This is a genomic window from Phyllobacterium ifriqiyense, assembly GCF_030817885.1.
GTDB lineage: Bacteria > Pseudomonadota > Alphaproteobacteria > Rhizobiales > Rhizobiaceae > Phyllobacterium > Phyllobacterium ifriqiyense.
Genome location: NZ_JAUSZT010000003.1, coordinates 2,643,290 through 2,656,635, shown reverse-complemented (window position 1 = coordinate 2,656,635; position 13,346 = coordinate 2,643,290). Strand labels below are relative to the sequence as shown.

Annotated in this window: 8 protein-coding genes and 3 pseudogenes; 4 read left to right on the top strand and 7 right to left on the bottom strand. The window is 51.6% G+C overall.

From position 1 onward, the window contains the following. Window positions 1-47: 47 nt before the first annotated feature. Together QFZ34_RS20600 and pcsA are read right to left on the bottom strand one after the other, a co-directional pair. Window positions 48-1,025 (bottom strand): quinone oxidoreductase family protein, encoded by a 978-nt coding sequence (locus tag QFZ34_RS20600; RefSeq protein WP_115053108.1) that lies wholly within the window; start codon window positions 1,023-1,025, stop codon window positions 48-50. Next, window positions 1,025-1,750, bottom strand: a complete 726-nt coding sequence (gene pcsA / locus QFZ34_RS20595) for a phosphatidylcholine synthase (protein WP_115053109.1) — start codon at window positions 1,748-1,750, stop codon at window positions 1,025-1,027. The genes QFZ34_RS20600 and pcsA overlap by 1 nt, the downstream gene beginning before the upstream one ends. A 180-nt stretch (window positions 1,751-1,930) precedes the next feature. Here pcsA and QFZ34_RS20590 point away from each other — a divergent pair, with 180 nt between their 5' ends. Next, window positions 1,931-3,130 (top strand): UbiH/UbiF family hydroxylase, encoded by a 1,200-nt coding sequence (locus tag QFZ34_RS20590; protein WP_307284916.1) that lies wholly within the window; start codon window positions 1,931-1,933, stop codon window positions 3,128-3,130. Here the strand turns inward: QFZ34_RS20590 and QFZ34_RS20585 are convergent. Then, window positions 3,131-4,478: pseudogene (locus tag QFZ34_RS20585) on the bottom strand (Nramp family divalent metal transporter). Window positions 4,479-4,565: 87 nt separating this feature from the next. After that, window positions 4,566-5,510: an AEC family transporter gene (locus QFZ34_RS20580; RefSeq protein WP_115053111.1), complete on the bottom strand. Its 945-nt coding sequence runs from the start codon at window positions 5,508-5,510 to the stop codon at window positions 4,566-4,568. 89 nt (window positions 5,511-5,599) lie between these two features. Between QFZ34_RS20580 and hspQ the strand changes: the two genes are divergently transcribed. Further along, the gene (gene hspQ, locus QFZ34_RS20575; RefSeq protein WP_162802495.1) at window positions 5,600-5,932 is read left to right on the top strand and encodes a heat shock protein HspQ; all 333 of its coding nucleotides are present in this window, start codon (window positions 5,600-5,602) and stop codon (window positions 5,930-5,932) included. A gap of 64 nt (window positions 5,933-5,996) precedes the next feature. Here the strand turns inward: hspQ and QFZ34_RS20570 are convergent, their stop codons facing one another. Further along, the gene (locus QFZ34_RS20570; RefSeq protein ID WP_115053113.1) at window positions 5,997-6,617 is read right to left on the bottom strand and encodes an invasion associated locus B family protein; all 621 of its coding nucleotides are present in this window, start codon (window positions 6,615-6,617) and stop codon (window positions 5,997-5,999) included. A gap of 288 nt (window positions 6,618-6,905) precedes the next feature. On the opposite strand from QFZ34_RS20570, the pseudogene QFZ34_RS20565 reads away from it, so the two are divergent. Both QFZ34_RS20565 and QFZ34_RS20560 read left to right on the top strand, forming a co-directional pair. Further along, window positions 6,906-8,724: pseudogene (locus QFZ34_RS20565) on the top strand (extracellular solute-binding protein). 9 nt (window positions 8,725-8,733) lie between these two features. Then, entirely contained in the window at window positions 8,734-9,399 is a 666-nt protein-coding gene (locus QFZ34_RS20560; RefSeq protein ID WP_307284910.1) for a DsbA family oxidoreductase, read from the top strand. Here the strand turns inward: QFZ34_RS20560 and mfd are convergent. After that, window positions 9,400-12,901: pseudogene (gene mfd, locus QFZ34_RS20555) on the bottom strand (transcription-repair coupling factor). A 44-nt stretch (window positions 12,902-12,945) separates the two neighbouring features. Beyond that, entirely contained in the window at window positions 12,946-13,233 is a 288-nt protein-coding gene (locus QFZ34_RS20550; RefSeq protein WP_115053117.1) for an FAD assembly factor SdhE, read from the bottom strand. Window positions 13,234-13,346: the final 113 nt, after the last annotated feature.

The following is a 13,346-nucleotide window of genomic DNA, read 5'->3' as shown; positions in this document are numbered from 1 at the left end:
AAGTTGCGGCTATTTGCGCACATTATTCGTGCATCAACAAAAAGGGATTAAGGAATAAGCACCGTCGTGCCTGTTGTTTTGCGCGATTCGAGTTGCTGATGTGCTTCAGCAGCGTCTTTTAACGGAAAGCTCTGCCCCACCTCTATGCGAATAATGCCTTTCGCAACAAGGTCAAACAGTTCGCTTGATGCTTTCACGAGCGCTTCGCGCGCAGCTACATAAGTTACCAGTGTTGGGCGAGACAGGAAGAGAGAACCTTTCCGTGCCAGCACGCCAAGGTCGAATGGCGGAACCGGTCCTGAAGATTGCCCAAAACAAACCAGCATGCCCAGGGGCCTCAGGCAATCCAGCGAGCCTTCAAATGTATCCTTGCCGACAGAATCATAAACGACATCGACACCCTTGCCGCCGGTTAATTCTCGAACCCGCTCAACAAAGTTTTCGGTTCGGTAATTGATGACATGGTCGTAACCATGTTCCAGCGCCAGCTTGACCTTTTCATCAGAGCCGGCAGTCCCGATCACTGTCGCTCCGAGGTGTTTTGCCCACTGCCCTGCGATTAATCCCACGCCTCCCGCGGCAGCGTGAAACAGAATAGTGTGGCCTTGTTTTACCGGAAAAGTCTGCCGCAAAAGATATTGCGCGGTCATTCCCTTAAGCATCATGGAAGCGGCCTGCTCAAACGCTATAGCGTCGGGCAGTTTGACGAGCCGTACCGCCGGGATCAGCCGTTCTTCGGCATAGGAGCCCATTGGATCGGCATAGGCCACGCGGTCACCAGGTTTAAAATCTTGCACGTCAGCTGCAACAGACAAAACGACACCGGCACCCTCATTGCCCGGGACAAAGGGCAAGCCCTTAGGCGCGGGGTAGAGTCCAGTGCGAAAATAAACATCGAGGAAATTCAAGCCTATCGCTTCATTGCGGATATGAACCTCGCCGGGCCCGGGAGCGGCAATCGATATATCTTCATAGGTTAGAACCTCAGGACCGCCTGTGTGATGAACTCGAATAGCTTTAACCATTATGCCTTCTCCGTCCGTCCCAGATTGGGAAATAGCTGCATCACCGCGCCGATGCAGAAGAGATAAATACCGGTCGCCGAAATGCCGACGCGCACCCATAGTGGCGAATCCAGCTGCTGATACAGGGATAGAGCACCAAGTGCGCACCAGATGAAAAATATCGCCAGATTAAGCGGGCGTAGCCGCTGAACGCGCACTGGATGAAGAAAATAAATCGGCAGGAAGGAAACGATTGCGGCAGCCAGTACGATGGCGAATGCGACCCATTCGCCGGGCCGAACTATGAACAAGGTGAAAACCACCATATTCCAAACAACAGGAAACCCCTTGAAGAAGTTCTCTTTGGTTTTCATGCCCGTATCGGCATAGTAAATTGCACTTGAAACGACGATAATCGCAGCGGCAAGAAATGACAGCCCCTCGCCCATGAAACCACGCTGATAGAGCGCGAAGGCGGGTATGAGCACATAGGTCATATAATCGATAATATTGTCCAGCAATTCGCCAGACCAGTTGGGAAGGACATATTTCACGTCCAGCTTACGGGCAATCGGCCCATCAATCCCGTCGACAAAAAGGGCCAGCCCCAGCCACCAGAACATTGCAGTCCAGCTTTCTTCGCTGGCGGCGACTACGGATAAAAAAGCCAGGAAAGAGCCGGAAGCTGTAAGGAGATGGACGGAAAATGCCTTTGCCTGCGGTGCGGTGACCTTCTTTGGCTTCATGCCTTTGGGTAAAGTCGGTTTTTTCACAGTCCGCACCAATCTGCTGCATGATAATTTTCTGCTCACCATCATATCTTATGAGGAGATGAGCAATTTATGAGAAGCTTTTCTTGAAAACGGCCCAAAGTGCAAGCAAAGAAGCTTATATAAGCTGTTGAAAGCTATGAAATGGAGAAAACCATGACCGATATCAGAACCGATCCGATTATTGTCGCCGGCGCAGGTCATGTTGGATTGATTGCTGCGCTTTCCTTGGCGCGCTCTGGCCATAACGTTGTCAATCTTGGCGAAACACCCGGTCAAAGCGATAAGCGGACCACCGCTTTGATGATGCCGGCCATCCGTTTTCTTCAAAGCGTTGATCTTTGGCAGGATATTGAGCCGCATGCTGCGCGCATGACGACCATGCGAATCCTCGACGGTACGAGGCGGCTGGTCAGAAGCCCTTCGGTCACGTTTGAGGCCAGCGAAATAGGTGAGACTGCTTTCGGCTACAACGTACCGAACAGCACACTTACCGCAGTGCTTAGTGATGCGTTGAAGAGATCGACGGTAGACCATAAGCCAGTGTCGGTCGTGAAATATAGCCATGTTGGCGATACAATTCGCGTGGAAACCCGCGATGGTTCAACATTAACGGCGAATATTGTCATTGCTGCTGATGGGCGCTCTTCGCTGGCCCGGGATGCCGCGGGGATCGACGCGCGTACATGGAGCTACAATCAGACCGCTGTCGTGCTGAGTTTCGCCCATACCCGCGATCACCATGATATTTCAACCGAATTTCATACCGAATATGGCCCCTTTACCATTGTTCCGTTGCAAGGGCAGCGCTCCAGCCTTGTCTGGGTTACAACGCCGGAAATGGGAGCGGAACTGCTTGCCATCAGCCATGACGAGCTTGCAAGACGCGTAGAGGATCGGATGCAATCCATGCTCGGGGCCGTGACCATTGAAGTTGCGCCGCAGAGTTGGCCGCTATCGGGTCTCGTACCAACTTCGTTTGCGCGTAACCGGATATTTCTGGCTGGAGAAGCGGCCCATGTATTTCCGCCCATCGGCGCACAAGGTCTCAATCTCGGCATTCGTGATGTCGAAGCGCTGACCGAAATATTGCCTGAAGACGGTAGTGACCTTGGCGGTGCAAACGTAATTTCGGCTTATAACCGCAAGCGTAGTCCCGACATTCTTGCGCGAACAGGGGCAGTCGATGCCTTGAACCGTTCCCTGCTCTCAGATTTTTTACCCGTTCAGATGGTTCGCAGCGGAGGCTTGGAACTCTTGCGGGCTTTTTCGCCATTGCGCAGCTTTGTCATGCGCGAGGGTTTGCGGCCCGGAAGTGGCTTTCGCCTTTCCGGCCGCGGCGCGGACCAGCAGTGATCAGCCGATAACAAAATCGCTTAGCAGCTTCACATTCAGCAAAGCGATAACGATCGCGATAAACATGGCAAAGGTCGAAAGCCAGCGCGGCGAAACCAATTCGCCCATCTTTGACTTGCTTGCCGTGAATATCACCAATGGAAACACGGCAAATGATAGTTGAAGACTAAGCACCACCTGCGTCAGGATCAATAGTCTGGCCGTCCCCTCATCGCCAAACCAAATGGTAACGATAGCTGCGGGAACGATGGCAATGCCACGGGTGATCAGTCGGCGTAACCAGGGCGACAACTTGATGTGAAGAAAGCCTTCCATCACAATCTGGCCAGCCAATGTCGCTGTCACGGTCGAATTGATACCGCAGCAGAGCAATGCAATGCCAAACAGCGTTGGTGCAAGTGACCAACCCAGCAAGGGCGCAAGTAGCGAATGAGCATTGCCAAGTTCGGCAACCTCGGTTTGACCGGTTTTATGAAAGGTAGCTGCCGCGAGAATAAGGATCGATGCGTTGATCAGCAGAGCAAACATCAGGGCGACGGTCGAATCTATCGTGGCATATTTCAATGCCTGCCGCTTTTCAGGAATTGAGTGCCCATAGTCGCGCGTTTGTACGATACCTGAATGCAAATAGAGATTATGCGGCATGACGGTTGCGCCAAGAATCCCTAAGGCCAGATAGAGCATTTCCGGGTTGCGGACAATTTCAGTTGTCGGCGCGAAGCCTTTGATAACTTCGCCCCATACGGGATCGGCAAGGAAAATCTGTATACCGAAGCAGACGGCGATGACGCCGAGTAAAGTGATAACCAGCGCTTCAACCCAACGAAATCCGAGTTTTTGCAGATAAAGAATGAGAAAAACATCAAGCGCAGTGATCAGAACGCCAATTTCCAGCGGTATTCCGAATATCAGATTGAGGCCAATTGCTGTCCCGATTACTTCAGCAATATCCGTCGCGATAATGGCTATTTCCGCCAGAAACCAAAGGATATAGGCGACCGGCCGGGGGAAACGCATCACGGCAAGCCTGGGCAAGATCCCTTCCAGAGCCTATAGCCAGTCGGGCGCATAGCGCTTGCAGAACAATAGCCATGATATTCGAAACAAGCGCGACGACCAGCAGCGTATAACCGAATTTTGAACCGCCAGCGAGCGAAGTCGCCCAATTACCGGGGTCCATATATCCGACCGCGACGAGATATCCCGGCCCTACAAAGGCAGCGACCCTACGCCAACCGGGGCCGCGGGTCTGGACAGCGATGGAGCGGTGGACATCCGACAACGAGGCCTCACCTCTCTTGCGCAGCCAACCTTCCGGCTGGACGTCCAACTCTTTCTGCTGATCCATGATATTTATCCGCAACTGCAAATCATTTGCAATTATAAGCATTCCAAACTGCCGACTGCAAGTTATCGCCGGAAGAATCTGAATATTTTATGGGATAAGTCCGTTCGTCATGGCATAGAGCCAAAGCGTCAAAGTCAGGATCGAAAAAAGAGTGGTGGCAAGAATGCTGCTTGATGCGCGCTCGACCCAAACTCCATATTGTTGCGCTATGACAAATACATTCGTGGCTGTAGGTAGTGCAGCCATGAGCATTGCCGTATGAATCCAGACTGGTGGGAAATCTCCGGCCAGATTCAGCATGCCGTAAATCATGAGCGGTTGGACCAGGAGCTTTAGCGGTACAATGAGATATAGCTCCTTTGGTACTCTTTTGAGCGGCCGCAATGCGAGAGTGGCACCCATTGCAAATAAGGCGCATGGCGCGGCGGCTGCTGCCAGCAAGTCGATCATTCTGGTCATTGCCAATGGAGGCGTTAGCCCGGCAACGGCAGCTCCAATGCCCAAAATTGTAGCAATAATAAAGGGATGGAAGAAAATCTTCTTCAAGACACCGAGCATCAACTCAGATTTTGAACGCTTGTCATTTCCGGAGATAGCCATCATCAGAGGTGATATGACAAAATGAAATATATTGTCGAAGCAAAAGATTAGCGCTACCGGCACAGCGGCGGGAGCGCCAAACGCCAATATCGCCAGTGGTGGCCCCATATATCCAATATTGCCATATGCGGCAGCCAGCCCCTGAATTGTGCTTTCATCAATCCTGCGAGTTCGTACCATTCCGATTAGGAACATGATCGCGAAAATGCAGAAAGTGGATGCAGTGCAACCAATAATGAAACCCCATTGCGTCAATTCAGATACTGGCGTGCGCGACAATATCTGGAAAAACATGGCAGGAAGCGCCACATATACGATGAAGGTGTTCATCCATCCCAGCGCTTCAAGCGGCTGGCGATTGATTCGCGCCACGAAAAAGCCGAGAAAAATCAGTCCAAAGAACGGCAGTACAAGATTGAAAACGCTGAGCATGATGGGCTTTTATCGTTGTGGCGGGCAAGAACCCATGATTTATGCTCGCGTGTTTTAACAGAAACCGATAGTTATAACGAATGAACACAATGACACAGATACGACATGCAAAATTTCAGATCGGCCAGGTGGTCAGCCATCGAATCTTTGCGTTTCGCGGCCTGATTTTCGATGTTGATCCGGAATTCAACAATACGGAAGAGTGGTATCGCTCAATTCCTGAGGATATCCGTCCTCGGCGCGATCAGCCCTTCTATCATCTTTTTGCTGAAAATGCAGAGAGCGAATACGTGGCGTATGTTTCAGAACAAAATCTGGTGGCTGATACGACAGGAATACCGCTCAGGCATGCCCAAATAGCGGCAATGTTCGATAAATCCGAAGACGGCTCCTACCGCGTAAAGAGGCCGCATATCAACTGAAAACCCTTTTAGGCCAATAAAAAAGGGGATGCAGATGCATCCCCTTTTTTATTGCAAGACTAAATTATTGCGGTGCTTTTGCTTTTTCCTGCTCCGCCTTCATTTTTTCCTCAAACTCTTTTTGACGCTTCTGCACTTCATCCTGAAGTGTCTTTTGGCGTTGTTCGAGTTCATTTTGCTGAAGGCCGGGGCCATCATAAGCCTGTGTGAAACCCGTCAGCGCAACATTGATCGGATTTGGCTTGTTCTGGAAATTGACCGAAGTCAGCGTAAGCTGGCTGCCCTTCTTGAAGGAAGCAAGCAATTCGTCGGACAGGGCAACTTCGGAAATGCAGCGATCCGGGAAGCAGATGGCGTAATCAACCTTGACCGCCTTGGCACCATTAACCTGAAGTCCGACGCCAGGACCGATCAAGCGCCCGGTTGGAACTGAGATCTGGAAGATTTTGCGGTTAACTTTGCCCTTGATCTCAATGAGATTGACGGCTGTCAAAAGCTGGCCGCTGTCGGCAGTTACGATATTCTGCGTATTGCAGATGTCATTGTCTTCCTGCTTGGAGCAAACCTTGAACCAGCCCTGCGGCGCTCTCTGCTGCTGGGCTGATGCTGGTACTGCAGCTGCGGCGAGCAATGCAATAGCACCCGCGATAGATGTGGTTGCAGCGAAAATCTTAGGGCTGGACATGGTCAACTGGTTCCTTTCAGCGCACTTATCCGAAGTGTGACTTGGTCACGTAAAGTTGCTCGTCTGGCTTTTGGGTGCCAAATAAGGCAACAGAGTGACCCCTTGTTATCGAACGCCGTGTTACACTGCAAGACAACGCAAATCCAGCCACCTTTTGCTGTACTTATCGATTCAATCCCGGGTTAAGCGGCGTGACGCCCTATAATTGTCGTCAAATGATAGTCTTTGACACGAATCATAATAAACCGCTCGAAAGAGCGCAGACTGAACGGGCACAGGGTCCAAAGAATGATCAGGCAGAGTTTCAAGGTTTTGGCGTTGGCTTTCGCCTTTTTGGCGACAATAGCCACAGCAATAGCCGAGCCGAGTTATGGCCTTGCAATGCGGGGCGAACCCGCCCTGCCCGCTGACTATACGCATTTTCCTTACGCCAATCCTGATGCTCCCAAGGGAGGGTCTATAACCTATGGTGTGGTTGGTACATTCGACAGCCTGAATTCCTTTCTGGTCAAAAGCTTGCGAACGACGGCACGTGGTGTCTTCAACGATCCGCAGTTTGGAAACCTGGTTTACGAAACGCTGATGCAGCGGAGTGCCGATGAGCCTTTTACGCTTTACGGTTTGCTGGCGGAAAAAGTTGAAACCAATGACGAGCGGACATGGGTTGAGTTTACGCTCAATCCAAAAGCCAGATGGTCCGATGAACAACCTGTCACCACAGATGACGTGATTTTCACGTTCGAGCTTCTCGCCGAAAAAGGCCTGCCGCAATATAAACAGCGCATGGATCGCATCGAAAAGATCGAGAAGATCGGGGAGCGCGGCATCAGGTTCACGTTCAACGATCAGGCTGACCGGGAATTTCCGCTGGTGCTTGGTTTAATGCCGGTTTTACCGAAACACGCCATAGATCCAGAGAAATTCGACCAGTCTCCTTTGCGTATTCCGGTAGGCAGTGGCCCCTATATCATTTCCAAGGTTCAGCCAGGCCAGCGAATTATTTACAAGCGCAATACCGACTATTGGGCTGCCGATATACCCAGCAGACGTGGATTTAATAATTTCGATACAATTACTGTTGAGTATTTTCGAAACGAGCAATCGCAATTCGAAGCCTTCAAGAAAGGTGTCTTCGACATTTTCATGGAGGGTGATCCCAATAAATGGGCCTCTTCGTATAATTTCCCTGCGTTTAAAGAAGGCCGTGTCGTCCAGGAGACGTTCGAAACTAAAGCACCGTCCAATATGTTCGGTTTTGTTTTCAATACGAGACGGGCCAAATTTGCTGATCGTGATGTGCGCGCTGCCTTGGGATTGATGTTTGATTTTGAATGGACCAACCGAAATCTCTATGCGGATCGTTACAAGCGTCTTGCCAGCTTCTGGCAAGGATCGGATTTGTCGGCGTTGGGTGTCCCCGCCAATGAAGCAGAGCGGCAACTGCTAGCGCCTTATCCTGATGCCGTGGCACCTGACGTAATGGACGGTACCTATGTGCCCGCAAAGACAGATGGATCCGGACGCGACCGCAAGGAGATGAAGCGTGCTTTTGATATCCTGACGGATAAAGGCTTTTCCATCAAAGATGAGAAGATGCAGGATGCCAAAGGTAACGTTCTTAGCTTCGAGATATTAACCAGGTCCGTGGCGGAAGAGCGTCTTGGACTTGCCTATAAGCGCACGCTCGAACGGCTGGGCATTGGAGTCACCATTCGCACTGTTGACGATGCGCAATACCAAAAGCGGCTCGAAACATTCGATTATGACATGATATTGGGCGCTTATTCCGGTTCATTATCGCCTGGCTTTGAGCAATTCCGACGTTGGAGCAGCCAGTTCCGCGATATTAATGGCAGTTTCAATTATGCTGGCGTAGCCGATGCTGCAGTTGATGCTTTGATCGGCAAAATGCTTTCGGCGCGTAAGCAGAATGAGTTTGTCGATACAGTACGCGCGCTGGATCGAGTGCTCATGTCCGGAAATTATTTTGTACCGATCTATTTTCAGCCATCACAGTGGGGTGGCAAGATGGACTCATATCAAACATCCAGACAAGACATCGCTTAATGGCTACCAATTCACCACCTGGTGGTCAGACAAAAAATAGGCCCCTATAATGACCGAAAAGAAATTCATAATAGATGTTGTGTCCGACGTTGTTTGCCCATGGTGCTTTCTAGGTAGAAAGCGTCTGGAAAACGCCTTGGGAATGAACCCTGATATCGAGGCTAGCGTGAATTGGCGGCCGTTTCAGCTTGATCCGACCATTCCGCGCCAAGGTAAGGATCGCAATCGATATATGCAGGAGAAATTCGGCAGCTCCGACAAGATATTCGAAATCCATCAGCAACTGATTGAGCTTGGCAAGGAAGAAGGCATTGAGTTTGATTTTGAAGCGATCAAAATCAGCCCGAATACACTTGATGCGCATCGGCTGATCCGATGGGCATCGCAAGCCACGCCCAATGTTCAGGACGCAGTGGTTGGAATTCTCTTTTCGTATTATTTCGAACAGGGAAAGGACATTGGTGATCGTCAGGTTCTGCTTGAAGCTGCTGAAGAAGCAGGCATGGATGTCGCCATTGTCGATAGCCTGCTTGCTACGGATGCTGACACTGTCGGTGTCCAACAGGAAATTGATACCGCCAATCAGGTGGGCGTGCGCGGCGTTCCCTGTTTTATTCTCGACCAAAAATATGCGGTTATGGGTGCGCAGTCAGCAGATGCGCTTGCCGATGCCATTCGCCAAACAGCCGATGGATACGAGCCGCGTCCTGTTTGATCAGGATGCCTCAGCCAATTTGGCAAGCTGGGTCATTACGACTGCCGCTCCGTTAAGCCGCTTCTCCGCCGTCGGCCAATCGCGAACAAAAACAACGCTCTGGTCGGGGCGAATCTTCGCCATAGACCCCTGTTCGCCAATCATCCTCACCAAGGCAGCAGGGTTGTTGAACGTCTTGTTGCGGAACTGAATGACGACGCCCTTTGGTCCAGCATCGACCTTTTCCACATTCGCCCGGCGGCAAAGCGCTTTGATGTAGACGATTTTAAGCAGATGCTGGACCTCTTCCGGCAAGGGACCAAATCTGTCGATCATCTCCGCACCGAAGCCGTCAATGTCCTGAAGTTCTTCGAGGTCTGCCAAACGGCGGTAAAGACCGAGGCGCAATTGCAGATCAGGAACATAGGTTTCCGGTATCATCACAGCAGTGCCTACAGCAATTTGCGGTGACCAATGTCCGTCTTCAACCTCACCTGTTCCCTTGATTTCGGCGACTGCCTCCTCAAGCATCTGCTGGTAAAGTTCGAAACCGACCTCACGAATATGGCCCGATTGTTCTTCGCCGAGCAGATTACCGGCTCCGCGGATGTCCATATCGTGGCTCGCAAGTTGAAAACCTGCGCCAAGCGTATCAAGAGATTGCAGAACTTTCAGTCTGCGATCCGCCATCTGGGTGAGAACCTTGTTTGCAGGTAGTGTGAACAAAGCATAGGCGCGCTGTTTCGATCGCCCCACACGCCCACGCAATTGGTAAAGCTGAGATAGGCCGAACATGTCGGCGCGATGAATAATCAACGTGTTGGCAGTGGGAATATCAAGCCCTGACTCAACGATCGTGGTCGATAGAAGCACATCATATTGGCCATCGTAGAATGCATTCATAATGTCATCGAGCTCGCCCGGTGCCATTTGCCCATGAGCCACAGCCACTTTGAGCTCCGGCACCTGTGCATCAAGGAACTCCTTGATTTCATTGAGATCCGAAATGCGCGGGCAGACGTAGAAGCTTTGCCCGCCACGATAGCGTTCGCGCAACAATGTCTCGCGAATAACGAGCGGATCGAAAGGCGAAACAAAGGTACGTACAGCCATGCGATCCACTGGAGGTGTCGTGATAAGCGAAAGCTCGCGAACGCCGGTCAAAGCCAACTGTAAAGTCCGCGGAATTGGTGTCGCAGACAAAGTGAGCACATGAACATCCGATTTCAGTTCTTTAAGCCGTTCCTTGTGTTTGACGCCGAAATGCTGCTCTTCATCGATAATCAGAAGGCCCAGATTCTTGAACTTGATGCCTTGTCCGAGCAGCGCATGCGTACCAACCGCTATGTCGACCTGACCTTCGGCGATGCCTTTTTTGTTCTCGGCAAGCTCTTTCGAACCGACCAGTCGTGAGGCTTGCACAACATTGACTGGCAATCCCTGAAACCGGGACGTAAATGTCTTGAAATGCTGCCGGGACAGCAAGGTGGTAGGCACGACCACCGCGACCTGAACGCCGTTCAGCGCTGCTACAAAAGCTGCGCGCAGCGCCACTTCTGTTTTGCCGAATCCCACATCGCCGCAAATCAGGCGGTCCATCGGTTTTCCAAGCGATAGATCATCAATCACCGCATCGATCGCGCGGTCCTGGTCTTCGGTTTCGTCATAGGGAAAGCGAGCCGCGAACTCACCATAAAGACCCTCAGGTGGCAGTAATACCGGTGCGCCGCGCATTTGCCGTTCGGCAGCAATGCGTATCAGATGCCCCGCAATATCGAGGAGACGCTTCTTGAGCTTGGCTTTACGGGCTTGCCATGCGCCGCCGCCGAGCTTGTCCAGAATGGCAGTCGATGTCTCCGAGCCGAACCGCGATAGAAGCTCGATGTTTTCAACAGGTAGAAAAAGCCGATCATCACCAGCATAATGCAGTTCCAGACAGTCATGTGGCGCGCCCGCGGCCGTAATCGTACGCAAGCCGATGAAGCGGCCAATTCCGTGGTCAACGTGAACGACAATGTCTCCAGCATTCAGTGCAGCAACTTCGCTGATAAAGTCCCGGTCCCGCTTACGCCGCTTGGAATGGCGAATGAGACGATCACCAAGAATATCCTGTTCGGCGACAACAACGAGCTCGCCTGCATTGAATCCAGTTTCAAGCGACAAGACGCCTGCTGTAACTTTGTCGCGAGCAAGCGCTTTAACGGTGCGCAAATCTTCGACCAACTCGATCTTCTCAAGACCATGCTCGCTCAGAACTTGAACGAGCCTGTCCCGCGTTCCCTCGCTCCATGCAGCAACAAGAACTTTCTTACCGGCAGCACGTTCATCGGAAATGTGCTTGACCACACTGTCAAAGACGTTGGTATCCTTGGCGGTTCGTTCTTCTACAAAAGTACGTCCGCGATGCACACCCGCGTGAATCGTCGAGCGCCCCGTTACAAATGGCGCATCAAATGGAGTAAAGTCTATCTTTAGTCCTGAACTAAGTGCTGCTGCTTCAACCTGGTCCGGCGTTAGATAGAGCGTTTCCGGTTCAACAGGTTTGTATGGAATTGTATCGCCCGGTTCCTTGCCATCGGACTGCCGCTTGCGGGCTTCATAGTGATCGACCACCATTTTGTGGCGCTCAGCCATGGATTCATGTGCAAGATGATCGAACACAACGGGCATATCGCCTGCATGGTCGAAAACGGTCTCGAGGTTATCGTAAAATAACGGCAACCAATGCTCCATGCCCGCGAAACGGCGGCCCTCCGAAATTCGACTGATAGAGCGCGTCATCACGTGACGGTGCGCCGAATTTTAGAACATACTGAGTGCGAAAGTGGCTGATGATCTCAGGCGACAGCGTAATTTCGCTCATCGGCTGCATCGAAAATTCAGTTTTCTGGCTGGATGTACGTTGCGACGCGGGATCGAATGTGCGGATCGTTTCGAGCGTATCGCCGAAAAAATCCAGACGAAGCGGCTCTTCGGCGCCCGGTGCGAAGAGGTCCAATATGCCGCCGCGTACCGCATATTCACCAACATCACGAACTGTCGGAACACGCTCAAAACCATTGCTTTCAAGGCGTTGCACGAGAGAGTTCATATCGATTCTATTGCCTGGCTTTGCCAGAAATAGCTGTTTGCTGAGTATTTCTCGTGGCGGAAGTTTTTGCAGGACCGAATTGGCAGTCGCCAGAATTACGCCCGGATGCTTGCCCTGCCGCATGGCAGCAAGGCCAGCAAGTGCGCTCAGACGGCGAGCAGAGGTATCCGCCCCGGGGGAAACGCGATCATAGGGAAGGCAATCCCACGCAGGAAGTTGCAACACTGGCAATTCCGGCGAGACAAATCCCAATACCTGCTCAATATCCGCAATACGTTGTCCATCACGCGCGATGAAAAGCACGGGTCCACCGGCCCCCGCTTCCGCAACGACCTTTGCCAGAGCAAATGCCTCATAACCATCGACAACGCCGTCAACAACAATGTGTCCACGTGCATCCGGTTTCAGTCCGAGTTTGGTAAAAGCAGTCATTTCGATTTCAGGATTTCATTTCAGAGTCAGGCCTTGGCACGACCTCAATATTTCAGATTATGGCGAGAGGCGACAACCTTGTGAAAAATCGGCGTGTCGAATTCGGCGGGTACTTCTGCTTCGCCTGTCACCCATTTTAGCAGGTCACGGTCCAGCGCTTCCATGAGAGACTCATATTGGTCAAGTTCTTCTTCAGACAAGCTGTCAATGTTGGCGTCGGCAAATTGACCTAGAATCAGATCCATTTCACGCATACCGCGATGCCAGCAGCGAAAAAGTATCCGTCTTTGCCTTGGTGGCAAGTCAGCGGTTGTGCGACTGCTTCCAGTCATGAGCAAGCTCCGTTTGTAATATTCAAGGCACCGATCAACTGATGCGGCTGGGTATAGCCTGCCTTGTGGCATCTGTCAGCCTTGCAACGCAAATCGAACGCGTTAAACGTTAC